Annotated in this window: 11 protein-coding genes; 1 reads left to right on the plus strand and 10 read right to left on the minus strand. The window is 70.9% G+C overall.

All coding sequences use genetic code 11. The annotated features are described in order from the left end of the window. The coding region (locus ACZ7NC_RS28705; RefSeq protein WP_471492382.1) for a maltotransferase domain-containing protein at positions 1–1,229 on the minus strand (1,229 nt) is incomplete at its 3' end. Positions 1,230–1,494: 265 nt separating this feature from the next. Further along, positions 1,495–2,697 (minus strand): S8 family peptidase, encoded by a 1,203-nt coding sequence (locus ACZ7NC_RS28710; RefSeq protein ID WP_471492383.1) that lies wholly within the window; start codon positions 2,695–2,697, stop codon positions 1,495–1,497. A gap of 342 nt (positions 2,698–3,039) precedes the next feature. Here ACZ7NC_RS28710 and ACZ7NC_RS28715 point away from each other — a divergent pair, with 342 nt between their 5' ends. Next, entirely contained in the window at positions 3,040–5,667 is a 2,628-nt protein-coding gene (locus tag ACZ7NC_RS28715; protein WP_471492384.1) for a glycosyltransferase family 1 protein, read from the plus strand. Positions 5,668–5,695: 28 nt separating this feature from the next. Here ACZ7NC_RS28715 and ACZ7NC_RS28720 read toward each other — a convergent pair whose 3' ends face one another. The 8 genes from ACZ7NC_RS28720 to ACZ7NC_RS28755 all read right to left on the minus strand — a co-directional run bounded on the left by ACZ7NC_RS28720 (position 5,696) and on the right by ACZ7NC_RS28755 (position 19,910). After that, positions 5,696–6,202: a DUF1990 family protein gene (locus ACZ7NC_RS28720; RefSeq protein WP_471492385.1), complete on the minus strand. Its 507-nt coding sequence runs from the start codon at positions 6,200–6,202 to the stop codon at positions 5,696–5,698. A gap of 66 nt (positions 6,203–6,268) precedes the next feature. Further along, a complete protein-coding gene (locus tag ACZ7NC_RS28725) occupies positions 6,269–7,933 on the minus strand; it encodes a M4 family metallopeptidase (RefSeq protein ID WP_471492386.1) in 1,665 nt (554 codons plus the stop codon). Between the two features lie 211 nt (positions 7,934–8,144). After that, complete coding sequence (locus ACZ7NC_RS28730) at positions 8,145–10,196, minus strand: M4 family metallopeptidase (protein WP_471492387.1); 2,052 nt, start codon at positions 10,194–10,196, stop codon at positions 8,145–8,147. Between the two features lie 348 nt (positions 10,197–10,544). Beyond that, on the minus strand, positions 10,545–12,590 hold the full coding sequence (locus ACZ7NC_RS28735) for an NAD(+) synthase (protein WP_471492388.1): 2,046 nt from the start codon (positions 12,588–12,590) through the stop codon (positions 10,545–10,547). 75 nt (positions 12,591–12,665) lie between these two features. Next, positions 12,666–14,396 (minus strand): ABC transporter ATP-binding protein, encoded by a 1,731-nt coding sequence (locus tag ACZ7NC_RS28740; protein WP_471492475.1) that lies wholly within the window; start codon positions 14,394–14,396, stop codon positions 12,666–12,668. A 134-nt stretch (positions 14,397–14,530) separates the two neighbouring features. Next, positions 14,531–16,243, minus strand: coding sequence for an ABC transporter ATP-binding protein (locus ACZ7NC_RS28745; RefSeq protein WP_471492389.1), 1,713 nt, complete (start codon positions 16,241–16,243; stop codon positions 14,531–14,533). Between the two features lie 29 nt (positions 16,244–16,272). Continuing rightward, the gene (locus ACZ7NC_RS28750; RefSeq protein WP_471492390.1) at positions 16,273–18,129 is read right to left on the minus strand and encodes an ABC transporter ATP-binding protein; all 1,857 of its coding nucleotides are present in this window, start codon (positions 18,127–18,129) and stop codon (positions 16,273–16,275) included. After that, positions 18,126–19,910, minus strand: a complete 1,785-nt coding sequence (locus ACZ7NC_RS28755; RefSeq protein ID WP_471492391.1) for an ABC transporter ATP-binding protein — start codon at positions 19,908–19,910, stop codon at positions 18,126–18,128. The genes ACZ7NC_RS28750 and ACZ7NC_RS28755 overlap by 4 nt, the downstream gene beginning before the upstream one ends. Between the last annotated feature and the right edge of the window lie 114 nt (positions 19,911–20,024).

Consider the following 20,024-nt stretch of genomic DNA (forward strand, 5'->3'; position numbering starts at 1 on the left):
TGCCGCAGCACGCGCAGCGTCTCGGCGATCAGGCCGTCCAGGTCGGCGTCGAAGGCGATGGGGTAGATGTCCTGGTACTTCTTCGGCGGGTTCTCGGCGTAGGCGATGGTGCCGTCGGGGCGGTGGTGGAACCACTCGGGGTGCTTGTCGACCCAGGGGTGGTCCGGTGAGCACTGCAGGGCGAAGTCCAGGGCGATCTCCAGGCCGAGTTCACCGGCCCGGGCCACGAAGCGGTCGAAGTCGTCCAGGGTGCCGAGGTCGGGGTGGACGGCGTCGTGGCCGCCCTCGGGGGAGCCGATGGCCCAGGGCACGCCGACGTCGTCGGGGCCGGCGGACAGGGTGTTGTTGGGGCCCTTGCGGAAGGTGGTGCCGATGGGGTGGATCGGCGGGAGGTAGACGACGTCGAAGCCCATCGCGGCGATCGCGGGGAGCCGGCGCGCGGCTGTCTCGAAGGTGCCGTGCGGCTGTGCGGGGGTGCCCTCGGAGCGGGGGAAGAACTCGTACCAGGAGCCGTACAGGGCCCGTTCGCGCTCGACCAGCAGCGGCAGCGGATCCGACGCGGTCACCAGATCCCGCACCGGATAACGCCCCAGCACGGCATCGACCTCGGGCGTCAGCGCCGCCGCCAGTCGCCAGGCGGCCGGGCGGCTTTCGTCCCGCAGCGCCTCGACGGCCGCGACGATCACGGGCCGTCCCTCGCTCTCGGGCACACCGGCGGCGGCGCGCTCGTACAGCCGCGCGCCCTCCTCCAGTACGAGCTCCGTGTCCATTCCGGCCGGGATCTTGATCTGGGCGTGGTGCCGCCAGGTGCTGACGGGATCGCCCCATGCCTCGACCCAGTAGGTCCAGTGGCCGGGCTCGCCGGGGGTGACCTCGGCGCCCCAGCGGTCGGTGCCGGGGGCGAGTTCACGCATCGGGGTCCATGACCCGGGACGGCCGTCCGGGTCGGTCAGTACGACATTTGCGGCCACGGCGTCGTGCCCCTCGCGGAACACGGTCGCCGAGACCTCGAAGGTCTCGCCGGTCACCGCCTTCGCGGGCCTGCGCCCGAGCTGGACGATCGGGCGGACGTCGAGGACGGGTATGCGTCCGACGCCGCCGGCCGCGTCGGTCGCGGAGGGTCGCTCCCGAGCCGGCGGTCCGGGGTCGGCGGTGCCGGCGCGTGGGACTGGGGGTGTGTCGGTGCGGGGCGTCGGGGGTGAGGACGACTGGTGGTGCATGGCGGGCATGACCGCTCCTGTCCGCGTCAACTTGGGTGGGCGGATGGCTGTGGGGAGGTTGGTCCTGCGTGGTGCTGTTTTCGATATGCGGCTCCGCCGCATGGGGGTGTGCACCCGGGGGCGCACGGGTGGGGTGTACCGGAGGAGCCTTCCCACCCTATTCGGGTGGGCAATCCGGCACTTTGTTAACTACTCACGCGTATGTCTACGCACAAGACCGGCCCCGTTCCTGAGGAACGGGGCCGGTGTTTCGCAACTCGCCGTGAAGTGGCCGCTACGAGCCCGGTACCTGCAAGAGTTTGTTCGGTGATCCGAGTCCGCGGCCGGAGACCTTGCCGGACGCGGCCCGTGCCGTGAGCGCCTTGGCGACCTGTGCGGGCGACGCCTTGCGATGGTCGGCCAGATAGAGCGCGGCCACGCCCGCGACGTGCGGCGACGCCATCGACGTACCGGAGTAGGTCGCCCTGCCGGAGTCGCTCGCGTACGACGCCGAGGTGATCCCGACGCCCGGGGCGAACAGGTCCAGGACCGGGCCGAAGTTGGAGAAGCCCGCCCTCGCGTCCCGCTTGTCGGTGGCGCCGACGGTGATGGCCTCCTTCACCGCCGCCGGGGAGTACAGGCCCGCCGGCAGCCCGTCGTTGCCCGCCGCGACCGTGTAGGTGACGCCGGACGCGATGGAGTTGCGTACGGCCGCGTCCAGCTGGGAGTTGCGGTAGCCGCCGAGACTGACATTGGCGACCGCCGGCTTCTTCGCGTGCCTGGTCACCCAGTCGATGCCCGCGATGACATCGGCCGTGCTGCCGCCGCCGGAGTTGTCGAGCACGCGTACGGCTACGACCTCGGCGTTCTTGGCGACGCCGTACTGTCTGCCCGCGATGGTGGCGGCGACATGGGTGCCATGGCCGTTGCCGTCGGCGGCCGTCCCGTCGTCGCCGACGAAGTCCCAGCCGTGGCTCGCCCGGCCACCGAAGTCCTTGTGCGAGACGCGGATACCGGTGTCGATGACGTACACCGTCACCCCGGCGCCCGCGGACTCGGGCCAGGTGTAGCTCTTGGTCAGCGGAAGATTGGCCTGATCGATGCGGTCCAGGCCCCAGGACGGCGGGTTCTTCTGGGTGTGCTCCAGGGTCACGCGCGTGTCCTGGACGACCGAGGCGACCCCGGGGTCGGCGGCGAGCCGTTTGGCCTGTCTCTCGTTTGCCCGGATCGCGTAGCCGTTGAGGACCGTGCCGTAGGTGTGGCTTATCTTCGCTCCGTACTTCTCGGCCAGGCCCTTTCCGGCCGCCGACGGCGCCTTCGTTCCCCCCTTGAGTGTCACCAGGTAACTGCCGCTGACGGAGCCGGGTTCTCCGGCGCCGAGTATCTGCCCCTCCGGTGTGGCGTGCGCGGGCATGGTGGTGGCCGAAAGCGCGATGACACAGGTCACCGCGGCCAGTCCGCCTGCCCGGCGCAGACGCCGTGTGCGCGTCCGTGCCATGGTGTGAGTTCCCCTCCTCAACTCGGCGCACTGCGGCCGTGGTTCGCCTGGTGCACCCGGCGTGGCCGGTACGCCATCTGTCACCCTCTCGTGATGTGAGAAGTCGCCACAAGGAGGCCTACGGGTGCGGAATCGGCCATATCGGCCATGGGGGATCTGTAAAGGTTGCGGTGTTTTTCGGACGTACGTGCTTCCCAAGTACGTGCTTGACAACCAGTGACCGTCAGTGATGACCGAAAAAACGCCCTGTGGTTACGAAGCCCCGCATACCGATACCGTCGGGGGCGATGACGGGACCCACACCGCCGTGGGCCCCCTGCCACGCGCTGCCCGAGGTGAACCGTGAAGGCGATCCGTCGATTCACCGTCCGACCTGTCCTCCCCGAACCCCTCCGGCCCCTCAGCGACCTGGCGCGCAATCTGCGCTGGTCCTGGCATACGGAGACCCGCGACCTCTTCCAGTCCGTGGACCCCGAGCGCTGGGCCGCCTCGGACAACGACCCCGTACGGCTGCTGGGCAGCGTCTCGCCCGCGCGCCTGGCGGAGCTGGCCGAGGACCGCCGCTTCCTGCGCCGGCTGACGGCAGTCGCCGGCGACCTCAACGACTACGTCACCGGCGACCGCTGGTACCAGGACCAGTCCGCCGAACTACCCGCCGCCGTCGCCTACTTCTCACCCGAGTTCGGCATCACGGCCGCCCTGCCCCAGTACTCCGGCGGCCTCGGCATCCTGGCCGGCGACCACCTCAAGGCGGCCAGCGACCTCGGTGTCCCGCTCATCGGCGTCGGGCTGCTGTACCGGCACGGCTACTTCCGGCAGTCCCTGTCCCGGGACGGCTGGCAGCAGGAGCACTACCCGGTCCTGGACCCCAACGAGCTGCCGCTGGCACTTCTGAAGGAGCCCGACGGCACCCCCGCCCAGGTCTCCCTCGCCCTGCCCGGCGGCAGGTCGCTGCACGCCCGTGTCTGGCTCGCCCAGGTCGGCCGCGTCCCCCTGCTGATGCTCGACTCGGACGTCGAGGAGAACGACCTCGGCGAACGCGGGGTGACCGACCGGCTCTACGGCGGCGGCAGCGAGCACCGGCTGCTCCAGGAGATGCTGCTGGGCATAGGAGGGGTGCGGGCGGTGCGGACGTACTGCCGGCTGACCGGACACCCCGAGCCCGAGGTCTTCCACACCAACGAGGGCCATGCGGGCTTCCTCGGTCTTGAGCGCATCGCGGAGCTGTGCGAGCGGGACGGCCTGGACTTCGACGCCGCCCTGGAGGCCGTCCGCGCCGGCACGGTCTTCACCACCCACACGCCCGTCCCGGCCGGCATCGACCGCTTCGACCGCGAGTTGGTCGCCCACCACTTCGGCCCGGACGCCGAACTCCCTGGCATCGACGTCGAACGCATCCTCCAGCTCGGCATGGAGACGTACCCCGGCGGCGAACCGAACCTCTTCAACATGGCGGTGATGGGCCTGCGTCTGGGCCAGCGGGCGAACGGGGTCTCGCTGCTGCACGGCAACGTCAGCCGGGAGATGTTCTCGGGACTGTGGCCCGGTTTCGACCCCGACGAGGTGCCGATCACGTCGGTCACCAACGGCGTCCACGCCCCGACCTGGGTCGCCCCCGAGGTCTTCCGCCTCGGCGCCCGCCAGATCGGCGCCCAGCGCACCGAGGACGCGATGACCGTCGGCGGCTCGGATCGCTGGGACGCGGTGGGGGAGATCCCCGACCAGGACGTCTGGGAGCTGCGGCGGGTGCTGCGCGAGCAGCTGGTGCTGGAGGTACGGGAGCGGCTGCGCGCGTCGTGGCGCCAACGCGGCGCCGGAACGGCCGAACTGGGCTGGATCGACGGAGTCCTGGACCCCGACGTCCTGACGATCGGATTCGCGCGCAGGGTCCCGTCGTACAAGCGGCTGACGCTGATGCTCAGGGACCGCGACCGCCTGATGGACCTGCTCCTGCACCCGGAGCGGCCGATCCAGATCGTGGTGGCGGGCAAGGCGCACCCGGCGGACGACGGCGGAAAGCGCCTGATCCAGGAACTGGTGAGGTTCGCGGACGACCCGCGCGTCCGTCACCGCATCGTGTTCCTGCCGGACTACGGCATGGCGATGGCCCAGAAGCTCTACCCCGGCTGTGACATCTGGCTGAACAACCCGCTCAGGCCGCTGGAGGCGTGCGGCACCTCGGGCATGAAGGCGGCGCTGAACGGCTGCCTCAACCTCTCCGTCCTGGACGGCTGGTGGGACGAGTGGTTCCAGCCGGACTTCGGCTGGTCGATCCCCACGGCGGACGGCACCGGCACCGACCCGGACCGCCGGGACGACATAGAGGCCGCGGCGCTGTACGACCTGCTGGAGCAGCGGGTGACACCCCGCTTCTACGAGCAGGGCCCGGCCGGCCTGCCCGACCGCTGGATCGAGATGGTCCGCCAGACCCTCACCCTGCTCGGCCCGAAGGTCCTCGCGGGCAGGATGGTCCGGGAGTACGTGGAGCGCCTCTACACCCCCGCCGCGCACGCCCACCGCGCGATGACGCCGGACGTGGCGCGCGAGCTGGCGGAGTGGAAGTCACGGGTCCGCTCGGCGTGGCACGACGTGAGTGTCGACCACGTGGAGACGTCCGTGGCGACGGCGACGGCCACGGCGGAACTCGGCAGCACCCTCACGCTCCACGTCCGAGTCGGCCTCGGCGATCTCGCCCCCGACGACGTGGAGGTCCAGGCCGTCTCGGGCCGCGTCGACTCGGAGGACCGCATCGCGGACGCGTCGACGGTCCCGCTGAAGCCGACGGGGGGCCCGGACACGGAGGGCAGGTGGACGTACGAGGGCCCCCTGTCCCTGGACCGCACGGGACCGTACGGCTACACGGTCCGGATTCTTCCGGCGCATCGGTTGCTGGCGTCCGGCGCGGAGCTGGGGTTGGTGGCGGTGCCTTCGGAGGGCTTGGGGGAGGGGGCGGGGGTGTTGTTGCGGTAGGAGTGGTGCGGCCGTCTGCCCCGCCGGCCTACTCGTCCTCGTCTCCGCACATCTTCCTCAACACCGCCCCGCACCGCCGCGCATACGCATGCTGCAAGCCGCGCGTAGCCGCCCCGCCCGCTCGGGTGTACCACTTGGCCGCGCGGCTGAAGGCGCGGACGGTCAGCCAGACCGTCCCGTCGCCGGTGCGTTCGACGAGGAAGGCCTCCTCGCCGCACTCGGGGTGGCCGGCGAGGGTGCCGTAGGCCCAGCCGATGCGGCGGTGCTCGTTCACCGTCCAGACGACCCGGCACGGTGCCGTGATGACGCCGGCGAGGGTGACGGTGACGTCGACGTCAGGGGCGGCACGGTCGGCCGAGGCCTCTATGCCGACGCCCATCGCGCCGTGCATCTCCCAGGTCATGACCGCTTCGGCGGCTCTGCGGAAGACGTCCTCGCCCTCGCCGATGCGGGTGCGTACGTGCAGGGGGTGGAAGCCGGGTGGGCAGAAGCCGTTCTCCCGGGTCGCGCCGACGTCGTCGTACGTGAAGGACATGGGCCAAGAGTAGGGCGGCCCCCGGGGATGCCTTCGTCCCGGGGGCCGCCCACCATCACCCGCGCGTCAGCTCACGTTGATGGCGGACCACGCCGCCGCCACCGTCTTGTACTCGGTGCTGGTGGAGCCGTACAGGGCGGACGCCGCGTTCAGGGTCGCCGTGCGGGCGGCCTTGTAGTTGGTCGTCGAGGTCATGTACTCGGTCAGGGCCTTGTACCAGATCGCGGCGGCCTTGGCGCGGCCGATCCCGGTGACCGTCGAGCCGTTGGACGTCGGGGAGTTGTAGCTGACCCCGTTGATCGTCTTCGCGCCGCTGCCCTCCGACAGGAGGAAGAAGAAGTGGTTCGCGGGGCCCGAGGAGTAGTGGACGTCCAGGCCGCCCAGCGACGACGACCAGGCGTCGGCCGACCCGCCGTCCTTGCTCGGCTTGTCCATGTAGCGCAGCGGGGTGCCGTCGCCGTTGATGTCGATCTTCTCGCCGATGAGGTAGTCACCGACGTCGGAGGAGTTGTTGGCGTAGAACTCCACCGCCGTGCCGAAGATGTCGGAGGTGGCCTCGTTCAGGCCGCCCGATTCACCCGAGTAGTTCAGGCCCGCCGTGTTCGACGTGACGCCGTGCGTCATCTCGTGGCCGGCCACGTCGAGGGACGTCAGGGGCTTGGTGTTCCCCTCGCCGTCGCCGTACGTCATGCAGAAGCAGCTGTCGTCCCAGAACGCGTTGACATACGCGTTGCCGTAGTGGACGCGCGAGTACGCGGCCTTGCCGTCGTTCTTGATGCCGCTGCGGCCGAAGGTGCTCTTGTAGAAGTCCCAGGTCTCCTGCGCGCCGTAGGCCGCGTCGACGGCGGCGGTCTGGTCGGTGGAGGAGCTGGAGGCCGCGCCGGTGCCCCAGGTGTCGTCCGCGTCGGTGAACAGTGTTCCGGCGGAGGAACTGGTGCTGCGGGCCTTGTTGTACGTCTTGTGGCCGCCGCGCGTGGTGTCGTAGAGCTGGTACGTCGAGCCCGACTTGGTGGTGCCGAGGGTGACCGTGCCCGAGTACAGGCTCTTGCCGCTGCCGGTCTCGATGCCCTGGTACTCGAAGAGCTTCTTGCCGGTGGCGGCGTCGGTGATGACGTGCAGCTCGTTCGGGGTGCCGTCGTCCTGGAGGCCGCCGACGACCGTCTCGTAGGCGAGGGCCGGCTTGCCGTTCGCCGCCCAGATCACCTTGCGGGGCGCCTGGTCGGCCGCGGTCTTCTCCGAGCCGGCCGCCTTGGCCAGCTTCACGGCCTGGCCCTCGGCCTTGGCCGCGGTGATGGCCGGCTTGAGCGAGGCGACCTTGATGGTGGCCTTCGTCGCCTTGGTCACGCCCTTTCTCGCACCGGCCGCCGACTCGTGGACGACCAGGTCGCCACCGAGGACGGGCAGGCCCGCGTAGGTGCGCTCGTAGCGGGTGTGGACCGTGCCGTCGGCGTCCTTGACGACATCCTTGACGACCAGCTTCTCCTGGGCGCCGAGGCCTATCTCGTCGGCCGTCTCGGCGGCCTTCGCCTGTCGGTCCTGGATGAGCGTGGTGCGCGCGGCCGGGGCGAGCGCGACCGGTACGGCGAGCGGGGCGGCCTTGGCGCCGGCGCCCGCGGGGGCCGCGGCGGCCGAACCACCGGTGGTCAGGGCGGTGGTGAGGAGGGCCCCGGCCGCCACGGTGGTGGCGATGGCCAGGGTGGTGCGCTTGCGACGCGCGTAGAGGGGGGTCACACGAGCTCCTTTTGTGGGGGAGATGCAGTGGTGCTTGTGCGGCGGGTGGGGGAAGCGTGACACCTGGGACGCGTACATGTCAGGAGGGAGCGATGATGTTGGCCAAGATTTGACTGTTGGGTGAATGTTTCAGAAATATGAACGGGCGCCGTCCCGGCGGGAGTTGAACCCACCGAGACGACGCCCTGTCAGTGGCGGACCGTCAACGGGCCTACGGGAAGGTGAGCTTCCAGCTGTTGATGTAGCCGGTGTCGATGGCCGCGTTGTCCTGGACCCTCAGCGTCCAGACGCCGTTGGCGACCTCCGAGGAGGCGTTCACCGTGTAGGTGGTGTTGAGGTTGTCCGAGCTGCCGCCCGTGCCGTACCCCTTGAGCGTGTACACCGTGCCGTCGGGGGCGAGCAGATCCACCTTCAGGTCACCGATGTACGTGTGGACGATGTCCACGCCGACCGAGAGGTTGGACGGCGCGTTGCCGGTCCGGCCCGACACGGTGATCGGGGAGGTCACGGCCGCCCCGTTGTCCGGGATCGACACATCGGTGCCGCTCTCGAACGTGGTGCCGCCACCGCCACCGCCACCGTCGGAGCGGGTGCCCACGTTGACGCCCGCCCAGGCGTCCTGCACGGCCTTGTACTCGGCGCTCGTGGTGCCGTACAGCTCACCGGTGGCCGCGAGGGTGCCGGTGCGGGCGGCCGCGTAGTTGGTGTTCGAGGTGAACTTGGTGGTCAGCGCGCGGAACCAGATCTTCTCCGCCTTGGCGCGGCCGATGCCGGTGACCGGGAGGCCGTCCGAGGTGGGCGAGTTGTAGGTGACACCGTTGATGGTCTTGGTGCCGCTGCCCTCGCTCAGCAGGTAGAAGAAGTGGTTCGCGGGGCCCGACGAGTAGTGCACGTCGACCGAGCCGATGCCCGAGTACCAGCTGTCCTTGGACGAGCCGTCCCTGCTCGGCTTGTCCATGTAACGCAGCGGCGTGCCGTCGCCGTTGATGTCGATCTCCTCGCCGATGAGGTAGTCACCGACGTCGGAGGAGTTGTTGGCGTAGAACTCGACGGTCGTGCCGAAGATGTCGGAGGTGGCCTCGTTCAGACCGCCGGACTCACCGCTGTAGACCAGGCCCGCGGTGTTGGAGGTGACACCGTGGGTCATCTCGTGGCCGGCCACGTCGATGGACGTCAGCGGGTGGGTGTTGCCCGAGCCGTCGCCGTACGTCATGCAGAAGCAGCTGTCGGACCAGAACGCGTTGACGTAGTTGTTGCCGTAGTGGACCCGGGAGTAGGCGCCGACGCCGTCACCCCGGATGCCGCTTCGCCCGTGCACGTTCTTGTAGTAGTCCCAGGTCAGCGCGGCCCCGTAGTGCGCGTCCGCGCCCGCGGTCTCCGCGTTGGACGGGTTGCCGTCGCCCCACACGTCGTCGGAGCCCGAGAAGAGCGTGCCGGTGCCGGAGGTACCGCGGTTGAGGTTGTACGTCTTGTGGCTGCCGCGCGCGCCGTCGGTCAGGTTGTACGTCGACCCCGACTGCGTGGTGCCGAGGGTGACCGCGCCGCTGTACATCGTGTTGCCGGTACCGTTCTCGATGCCCTGGTACTCGTACAGCTTGGCGCCCGTGGCGGCGTCGGTGATGACATGCAGCTCGCTCGGGGTGCCGTCGTCCTGGAGGCCGCCGACGACCGTCTCGTAGGCGAGGGCCGGCTTGCCGTTCGCGGCCCAGATCACCTTGTGGGGCGCCTTGTTGACGTCCGGGCTCTTGGCGTCCGCGGCCTTCGCGGCGGCCAGCGCCTGCTTCTCCGCCTTGGCCGTGGATACGGCGGCCGTGGTGGTGGCCGGCTTGATGGCGGCGCGGGTCGCCTTGACGACGGCCTTGGTCTCGCCGGACCTGGCCGTCTTGACGACCAGGTCGCCGCCGAGGACGGGCAGACCGTCGTAGGTCCGCTCGTAGCGGGTGTGGACCGTGCCGTCGCCGTCCTTGACGACGTCACGGACGACCAGCTTCTCCTTGGCTCCGAGGCCCAGGTCCTTGGCGGTGTCCGCCTTGGTGGCGTTGGCCTCGCGTATCAGCTGGGCGCGCTGGGCGGGGGACAGCTTGACGGACTCGGCGCCCGGTATGACCTTGCCCGCGGCCGACGGTGCCTTCTCCGGGGCTGCGGTGGCGGCGCCCGTCTGGACGGCCGCGGCGATCAGGGCGGAGACGCCGACCAGGGCGACTGCGGCGGCCCGGCGGTGCGTCGTGTGGGGGGTGCGTCTGTGGGAGGAACTGTCTCTCAACACTGACTCCTTCTGCGCGGCCGCGGATCACACGGCCAGGGGAGACCGGTCGGCGGGTGGGCCGTCCCGGGCGATACGTGGTGGTACGCAGAACGACGTGCGCGTGCGGGAACTGGACGTGCGCGTGCTGGAGTTCAGCCGCGGGCACCGTCGTGTGACGGTGCTGTGGGGTTGCTGTGTCGCGGCCGTGGGAAGAGTGCCAGCTGACCGCGCTTTCTGTCAGGAGCGCGTCAGGAACTTGGCCGGAAATCGTTCGTTGTCCGGGAGTTCATGTTCGGTATACGGACCGGAACGGTGTGGGCCCACTCGATGTGGACCCACCTGCCGCCAACTCCCCGGCCCCGTCGGCTACTTCTTGGCGCTCAGCACCTCGAAGCGCTCCAGATCCCGCAGCCACGCAGCCGCGTTGCCGTCGGACGGCGCCCGCCAGTCGCCGCGCGGGGAGAGCGAGCCGCCGGCCGAGACCTTCGGACCGTTCGGCATCGCCGAGCGCTTGAACTGTGCGAACGCGAAGAAGCGACGGCAGAAGACCTCCAGCCAGCGCCGGATCTCGGCCAGGTCGTACGCCACCCGCTTCGCCTCGGGGAAGCCCGGCGGCCAGGCGCCGGCCTCCGGGTCGTGCCAGGCGTGCCAGGCCAGGAAGGCGATCTTCGACGGCCGGAAGCCGTAGCGCAGCACATGGAAGAGGGTGAAGTCGTGCAGCGCGTACGGCCCGATCTTCGACTCGGTCGACTGCATCTCCTCGCCCGGTACCAGCTCCGGACTGATCTCCGTGTCGAGGATCGCGGCCAGTGTCCCGCCGGTCTCCTCGTCGAACTGGCCGCTGGTGATGACCCAGCGGATCAGATGCTGGATCAGGGTCTTCGGCACACCGGAGTTGACGTTGTAGTGGCTCATCTGGTCGCCCACGCCGTACGTGGACCAGCCGAGCGCCAGCTCCGACAGGTCACCGGTGCCCAGCACGATGCCGCCGCGCTGGTTGGCGAGCCGGAACAGGTAGTCGGTGCGCAGACCCGCCTGGACGTTCTCGAAGGTGACGTCGTACACCGGCTCGCCGGACGCGAACGGGTGGCCCATCTCCCGCAGCATCAGCCGCGCGGTCGGTGTGATGTCCAGCTCGGCCGCGGTGACGCCGAGCGAGTTCATCAGCTTGTGGGCGTTGTCCTTGGTGTGGTCGCTGGTGGCGAAGCCGGGCAGGGTGAAGGCCAGGATGTCGCTGCGCGGGCGCCCGGCCCGGTCCATCGCCCGGGCGGCGACGATCAGCGCGTGCGTGGAGTCCAGGCCGCCGGACACCCCGATGACCACCTTCGGGCCGCCGATCGCACCCAGCCGCTGCTGGAGGCCGGCGACCTGGATGTTGTACGCCTCGTAGCAGTCCAGCGCCAGCCGGTCGGCGTCGGCGGGCACGAACGGGAAGCGCTCGACCCGCCGCTTCAGCCCCAGGTCCGTCATCGGCGCGTCCAGCCGGAACCCCACCCGCCGGAAGTCACCGGTCCGCCCGGCGTGCGTGCGGCGGTTGTCGTCGAACGTGCCCATCCGCTGCCGCTCCTGCCGCAGCAGGTCCAGGTCGACGTCGGCGACGGCGTACTGCTCGTCGAGCGCGAAGCGGTCCGTCTCGGCCAGCAGCACGCCGTTCTCGTAGATCATGGTCTGGCCGTCCCACGACAGGTCCGTCGTCGACTCCCCCAGGCCGGCCGCCGAGTACACATACGCCGCCAGACAGCGCGAGGACGCCGACCGGCACAGCATCCGGCGGTCCTCGGCCCGGCCGACCGTGATCGGGCTGCCCGAGAGGTTGGCGAGCACGGTCGCGCCGGCCAGCGCCGCCTCCGCGCTCGGGGGGACCGGCACCCACATGTCCTCGCAGATCTCCGCGTGCACCACGAGACCGGGGACGTCCTCCGCCTCGAACAGCAGGTCCACGCCGAACGGCACCTCCACGCCGCCGACCCGGATCGTCCCGCCGCGCTCGTCCTCGCCGGACGCGATCTGGCGCCGCTCGTAGAACTCGCGGTAGTTCGGCGGGTACGACTTGGGCGCGACGCCCAGGATCCGGCCGCGGTGCACGATCACCGCGCAGTTGTAGATCCGGTGGCGATGACGCAGCGGGGCGCCGACGACCAGCACCGGAAGCAGCTCCGCCGACCCGGCCACCACCGTGCCGAGCGCCTGCTCGACCTCGTCGAGCACCGTGTCCTGGAGCAGCAGGTCCTCGATCGAGTAGCCGGTCAGGCCCAGCTCGGGGAAGACGGCGACGGCGACGCCCTCGTGAGCGCACGCGCGCGCCTGCCGCAGGACCGTTTCGGCGTTGGCCTGCGGGTCGGCGATGACGGTGTGGCCCGTACACGCGGCGACCCGCGCGAAGCCGTGCTGGTAGATAGACCAGAAGTTCAATGGACCGCGGCTTTCTACTGTGGCTTTCTTCAGCGTGTCAGGGATCTCCTACGGCATCGAGCATAGATCGCCTGTTCAGGCGGGCCGCTCCCCGTGCCAGGACCGCCACAGTGACGCGTACGCCCCGTCCGCCGCGACCAGCTCGTTATGGGTGCCCAGTTCGGTCAGCAGGCCGTTCTCCATCACCGCCACGCGGTCGGCGTCGTGCGCGGTGTGCAGGCGGTGCGCGATGGCGATGACCGTACGGCCCTGGAGTACGGCCGCCAGGGCGCGCTCGGTGTGGCGGGCCGTGGCCGGGTCGAGCAGGGCCGTCGCCTCGTCGAGGATCAGGGTGTGCGGGTCGGCCAGCACCACGCGGGCGAGGGCCAGCTGCTGGGCCTGTGAGCCGTCCGTGGCGCGGCCTCCGTCACCCAGCGCCGTGTCCAGGCCCTCGGGCAGCCGCCGTACCCAGGTGTCCGCGCCGACCGCGGTGAGCGCTGCCCACAGGTCCTCGTCCGTGGCGGACGGCTCGGCGATACGGAGGTTGTCGCGGACCGTGCCGAGGAAGACATGGTGCTCCTGGGTGACGAGGACGACCTGACGGCGCAGCTGCTCCGGGCCGAGCGCGACGACCGGGACTCCGCCGACCGTGACCGAGCCGGCGGTCGGCGCGTCCACGCCCGCGAGCAGTCTGCTCAGGGTCGTCTTGCCGGCGCCCGACGGGCCGACCACCGCGAGGCGTTCCCCCGGCCGCACGGTCAGGTCGACGCCGCCGAGGACCTCGCCGCCGCGGTCGTAGGCGTAGCGCACGCCGGTCACGTCGATCCGGTCGTCGGCGGGGGTCGGTGAGTCGGCCGCCGCGGCCTGCGGGGCCCGTGCCAGGCCTTCCACGCGGGCGAAGGAGGCGCCGCTGCTCTGGAGTTGTTCGACGCGCATCAGGATCTCGTCCAGCGGACCGGCCATCTGCTGCTGGTACAGCGCCGCCGCGACCACCGTGCCCAGGCTGATCGTGCCCTGTGCGTGCAGCGCCCCGCCGACGAGCAGGACCGTCGCCACGGGGGCGAGATGGGCGATCTCGACAGACGGGAAGAACACGGTGCGCAGAAAGAGGGTGTGCAGGCGGGTCCGGCGGGATGTCTCCAGCGTGTCCCGGCTCGCCGTCACCCGCCGCCGCTCCAGCCGCAGCGCCTCCACCGTGCGGGCGCCGGACGCGGTCGCCGCGAGGACCTCCGCGACGTCCGAAGTGGCCGCGCCCTCGGCGAGGTACCCGGTGCGGGCGCGGCGCAGATACCAGCGCAGCACCGGCCAGAGACCGGCCAGGCCGATCAGACCGCAGGCGCCGAGCAGGGGGTCCAGCGCGACGACCGCGCCCAGCAGGAACAGGACCTGTACGGAGTTGATGAGCAGCTCGGGCCCGGCGTCGCGCAGGGTGGTGCCGACGGCCGCCACATCGGCGGTGCCGCGCGCGGTCAGGTCCCCGGTGCCGGCCCGTTCCACGACCGACGCGGGCAGCGCGAGCGTGCGGTTCACGAACTCCTCGCGGACGCGGGCGAGGATGCGTTCTCCGAATCGGTGGCCGACGTAGCGGGCCCAGCGGGCCAGCAGCAGCTGGGCTGCTGCGGCTATCAGGATGGCCAGGGCGAGTTTGTCCACGGCCGTGACGCCTGCGCCGCGTCTGACTTCGTCGATGATGCGGCCCACCAGCCAGGGGCTGGCCAGGCCGGCGATGGCGGCGAGGGAGTTCAGGACGAGTACGGCTGTGAAGGAGCGGGCGTCGGCTCGGATCAGGCGGGTGGTGGCTTGGCGTACGTCTTGCCGTTCGGCGATGGGGAGGGCTGTGCGGCTACGAGTTCGGGACTTGGGGTTGTCTGCCGGGTGCGGGTGCGTTGTGGCTGGTCGCGCCCCGCGGCGGAGCCGCTTATTGACACAGTCCCGCGCCCCTTGAGTGCGTTTGGCTTCCGTCACCTGGCAAGCTCCTCGGCGTCTTCGTCCCGGGCCACCAGGGCTCTGTATCCCGGCTCTCCGTCCAGCAGTTCCCGGTGGGTGCCTGTTGCTGCCACCTTGCCGTCGACCAAGTAGTGGACCGTGTCCGCTCGGTCCAGGACCAAGGGGGACGTCGTCGTCACCAGCGTCGTACGGCCCCTCCTCGTCGTGTGCAGGCGTTCCGCGACCCGTGCCTCCGTGTGGGCGTCCAGTGCCGACGTCGGCTCGATGGCCAGTAGCACCTCCGGGTCCGCCAGCAGTGCGCGGACCAGGCGGACGCGCTGGCGCTGGCCGCCGGAGAGGTTGCGGCCCTGGGCGTCGATCGGGGTGTCGAGGCCGTCGGGCAGGCCGCGGACGATGTCCTCGGCGACCGCCGTGTGCACCGCCTGAGTGATCGCCGTCCCGTCCCGGTCCGCATGCCCGGCCACCAGTTCGCGCAGCGTGTCCGCGAACAGGTCCGACTCGTGGTCGGCGACCAGGATCCGCTCCCGCACCTGCGGCAACGCGATCTCGTCGAGACAGACCCCGCCCCAGGTCGCCGCCGACGGCTCATACCGGCCGAGGCGGTCGACGACGGCCACGGCGTCGGCGGGCAGCGCCCCGGCCAGCGCGGTCAGGCGGCCCGGGAGCACCCGCACCCCGGACTCGGGGTCGAACAGCGCCGCCGGTTCGGCCGGGGCGTCCCGCGTGCCGGTGTCCGCCATCGGCTCCAGCCGCAGGAACCGTACAACCCGCCGTGCCGCCACCACCCCACGGCTGACCTGGTAACCGCACTCGATGAAGAACGCCACCGGCCCCACCAGCACCGCGACATAGCCGTACACCGACACCAACTCGCCCACGGTGATGTCCCCCTGGGCGGCCAGCCGCGCCGCCAGCCAGGTCACCACGGCCAGGAACAGCGTCGGTAGCCCCACCCCGAGTGCCTGCACCCAACTGGTCACCGCCCCGACCCGGTACCCCTGGGCCCGCAGCCGCTGCGAGTCGTGGTGGAAGGCGTCGGCGACCAGGCCCTTGCCGCCGAGGCCGTTGAGGACGCGCAGCCCGCCCGCGAGGTCGGCGATCCGGGAGGTCAGCACGCCCTGCCGCTCCCGGTACCGCGTCTCCGTCGCCTGCAGCCGCCCCAGCAGCGGCCCGACGACCACGCCGACCAGCGGCATCCCGAGCAGCACCACGACGGCGATCGGCACCGACACCGACACCAGCAGTCCGGCGATCACCAGATAGGCGACGACCGCCCCGACCCCGGGGCCGACGACGGTCAGGGACTGGCTGATGGTCTGCACGTCGCCCACTCCGATCGTGACGACCTCCCCGGCCCCGATCCGGCGCGGCAGCGTGGCACCCAGTCGTACCGCGTGCCCGATCAGCACCTTGACCGTGCGGAAGTTGGCGTCCATCCGCACCCGCGTCATCGTGCGGTGCCGCATGATGCTCAGCCAGGCGTTGAACGCCCCCACCGCGAACAGCGCACCCGTCCACCTCGCCAGCGCGCCGTAGTCACCGGCCGTCAGCCCGTCGTCGACGGCACGGGACATCAGGTACGGGGTCGCCGCCAGCAGCACCATCCACACACTGGAGATCAGCGCCCCGACGACGGACCGCGTCATCTGCCGCATGACCAGCCACCACAGATACCGCCATCCGCCCCGACAGTCGGGCTCGCCCGGATCCTCGTACGCGTCGATCATCGTTCCCCGTTCCCCGTTCCGCCGTGCCGCTACGCCAGACTGTCCCGCCACGCCCGGTGCAGATCCGCGAACCTGCCCGTCCCGGCGATGAGTTCGCCCGGTGTGCCGTCCTCGACGATCCGGCCGTGCTCCATGACCAGGACCCGGTCGGCGATCTCTACGGTGGACAGCCGGTGGGCGATGACGACGGCCGTACGCCCGCGCAGCACCGTCGACATCGCGCGCTGAACGGCCCGCTCACCGGGGATGTCGAGGGAACTGGTCGCCTCGTCCAGGATCAGCACGGCCGGATCGGCGAGCAACGCCCGTGCGAACGCCACGAGTTGGCGCTGACCGGCCGAGATACGGCCGCCTCGCTTGCGTACGTCGGTGTCGTAGCCGTCAGGCAGGGAGCTGATGAAGTCGTGCGCGCCGATGGCCTTCGCGGCCTGCTCGATGTCCTCGCGGGTGGCGTCGGGCCGCCCGATGGCGATGTTCTCGGCGACCGTGCCGGAGAACAGGAACGCCTCCTGCGTCACCATCACCACCCCGCGCCGCAGTTCGGGCACGGCCAGCGCGCGCAGGTCGACCCCGTCCAGCAGCACCCGGCCGTCGGAGGGGTCGTAGAACCGGGCGAGCAGCTTGGCCAGCGTCGACTTGCCGGCACCGGTGGAGCCGACGACGGCGACCGTCTGACCGGCCGGGATCGTGAGGTCGAAGCGGGGCAGCACCTCGCCGCCGGTGCGGTAGCCGAACCGGACGCCGTCGAAGACGACCTCGCGGCCGGGGTGTTCCGAGCGAAGCGCCGGGAGCTGCTCGGGTGCGGACGGCTCGGGCACGGACGGTGTCTGGGCCAGCAGCCCGGCGATCTTCTCCAGGGAGGCCGCCGCCGACTGGTACGAGTTGAGGAACATGCCGAGCCGGTCGATCGGGTCGTACAGCCGCCGCAGATACAGCACGGCCGCCGCCAGCACACCGAGCGCCAGCGTGCCGCCGGCGACCCGGTAGGCGCCCCACAGCACGATCCCCGCGACGGCCGTGTTGGCGACGACGCGGGAGCCGACGACATAACGGGCCATCTCCAGCAGGGCGTCGCCGTTCGTCCGTTCGTGCCGGGTGTTCAGGATCCGGAAGTCGGCGTCGTTGGCGGCCTCGCGCCTGAAGGCCCGCACCGGGCGGATGCCGTTCATCGTCTCGACGAACTTGACGATCACGGCCGCGATGGCGGTGGAGCGCAGCCGGTACACCCGCCCGGCGCGCCGCCGGTACAGCCGTACCAGGAGATACAGCGGCACGAACGAGGCCACCGCGACCGCGCCCAGCCCGAGGTCCAGCCACAGCAGCATCGCCGCGATGTAGACGAAGGACAGGATGACGGTGACGAGTTCCTGGAGGCCCTCGTTCAGCAGCTCGCGCAGGGACTCCACGTCCGTGGTGGAGCGGGAGATCAGCCGCCCCGAGGTGTAGCGCTCATGGAAGTCGACGCTCAGGGCCTGGGCATGGCGGAAGATCCGGCCGCGCAGATCGAGCAGCACGTCCTGGTTGACGCGGGCGGAGGCCAGGATGAACGCGTACTGGAGCGCGCCGGAGACCAGCGCGCACAGCAGATAGCCGACGCCGACCGCGATCAGCGGCCCGAGATCGTCACGCCGGAACGCCGGTACGGCCGAGTCGATGGCGTACGCCACCAGCAGCGGGCCCGCCTGCACGGCCGCCTGCTGGAGCAGCAGCAGGAGCGTGGTGACGGTGACGCGGGCCTTCATCGGGGCGAGCAGGGAGCGCAGGAGGGTGGCGGTGGCGCCCGGGGGAGTGGGCAGGACGTCGCGGTCGAAGGGGTCGTCCGCCTTGGCGGCGGGTTCCTCGGCCGGCTCTTCCTTGTCCGGTGCGGTGGTGGTGGTCGCCGTCATCGGTCGGCCTCCTCGGTCCCGGCCATCAGGTGGGCGTACTCGGCGTTGCTGCGCAGCAGTTCGTGATGGGTGCCGACGGCGGTGATGCGGCCGTCGGAGAGCAGGGCGACGCGGTCCGCGAGCAGCACGGTGGACGGCCGATGGGCGACGATGAGGGCGGTGGTCTCCGCGAGCACGTCACGCAGGGCGGCCTCGACCGCGGCCTCGGTGTGCACGTCGAGGGCGGACAGGGGATCGTCGAGGACGAGGAACCGGGGCCGGCCGACGACGGCGCGCGCGAGCGCCAGCCGCTGCCGCTGGCCGCCGGAGAGGCTGAGCCCCTGCTCGCCGACCTGTGTCCCCGTCCCGTGCGGCAGGTCGTGTGCGAAGGCGGCCTGCGCGACGCCGAGCGCCCGCTCCAACTCGGGCTTGCCGGCGCCGTCCCCGGCCCCCATGAGAACGTTGTCCGCGACGCTGGCCGAGAAGAGCGTGGGCTCCTCGAAGGCGACGGCGACGAGTGAGCGCAGCTCCTCGCGGGTCATGGCGGTGATGTCCTGCCCGTCGAGGGTGATCCGGCCGGACGTCACCTCGTGCAGCCGCGGGACGAGGGCGGTCAGGGTCGTCTTGCCGCTGCCCGTCGCGCCGACGAGGGCCATGGACTCGCCGGGGCGGATGTGGAGGTCGACGCGGTCGAGGACCGGTGGGGAGTCCTCGGGGGCGTCGGGGTAGCGGAACCGCACATCGTGGAACCGGAGTCCGAGGTCCGTACGGTCCTCCCGCGCCGTCGAGACCGCACGCCCCTCCGGAGTCGCGTCCATCACCTCGAAGTACCGCTCCGTCGCCGTCGCCGCCTCCTGACTCATCGCCAGCAGGAACCCGATCGAGTCCACGGGCCATCTGAGCGCGAGCGCCGTCGACAGGAACGCCACCAGGGTGCCCGCCGACAGCTCCCCGTCCGCCACCTGCACGGTGCCCAGCACCAGCGCCGCCCCGATGGCCAGCTCCGGCAACGTCACGATGACGCCCCAGATCGTCGCCAGCAGCCGCGCCTTGCGCAGCTCCGTGCCCCGCAGGGTGCCCGACAGCTCCCGGAACGCCTGTGCCTGACTGCGGTGCCGTCCGAACCCCTTGATGATCCGGATCCCGAGCACACTCTCCTCGACGACCGTCGTCAGATCGCCGACCTGGTCCTGCGCACGGCGCGCCACCTCGGCGTACCGCTTCTCGAAGATCACGCAGGTGACCATCACGGGCACGGCCGGGATCAGGATGACCAGCCCCAGCGTCCAGTCCTGAAGCAGCATGATGATCACGCCGACCAGGATGGTCACGCCGTTGACCAGCAGGAACGTCAGCGGGAAGGCGAGGAACATACGCAGCAGCATCAGATCGGTCGTGCCCCGCGACAGCAGCTGTCCCGACGCCCACCGGTCGTGGAAGGCGACCGGCAGCCGCTGAAGATGCCGGTACAGATCCGCCCGCATCCCCGCCTCGACCCCCGCCAGCGGGCGCGCCACCAGCCAGCGCCGCAGCCCGAACAGCAACGCCTCCGCGAGCCCGAGCAGCAGCAGATACAGCGCCCCGAGCCACACACCGGCCGGATCCCGGTCGGCGACCGGCCCGTCCACCATCCACTTCAGGACGAGCGGAATGACCAGCGACAGACACGAGGCGATGATCGCCACGCTCGCGGCGGTGAACAGCCGCACCCGCACCGGCCGCACATACGGCCACAGGCGCAGCAGCGTACGTACGGCGGATCGTTCGGACCTGTCCTCGGCGGTTGCACGTGTCGTCACCATCAGCAGCGAGCCTACGGATCGCCACTGACACTGCCCACCGAGTTTTGGCCGGTCCTGATTCGGTCGCTGGTCCTACGACCTGCGTGTTCGAGGGGTCGTACAGCCGCGGCGGCC

This window comes from Streptomyces sp. NPDC111802, assembly GCF_055634335.1.

Excerpts from the sequence above, each read along its gene's own strand:
- ACZ7NC_RS28745 (WP_471492389.1), bottom strand. The coding sequence starts at position 16,243 with ATGATCGACGCGTACGAGGATCCGGGCGAGCCCGACTGTCGGGGCGGA.
- ACZ7NC_RS28750 (WP_471492390.1), bottom strand. The coding sequence starts at position 18,129 with ATGACGGCGACCACCACCACCGCACCGGACAAGGAAGAGCCGGCCGAG.
- ACZ7NC_RS28755 (WP_471492391.1), bottom strand. The coding sequence starts at position 19,910 with ATGGTGACGACACGTGCAACCGCCGAGGACAGGTCCGAACGATCCGCC.
- ACZ7NC_RS28710 (WP_471492383.1), bottom strand. The coding sequence starts at position 2,697 with ATGGCACGGACGCGCACACGGCGTCTGCGCCGGGCAGGCGGACTGGCC.
- ACZ7NC_RS28720 (WP_471492385.1), bottom strand. The coding sequence starts at position 6,202 with ATGTCCTTCACGTACGACGACGTCGGCGCGACCCGGGAGAACGGCTTC.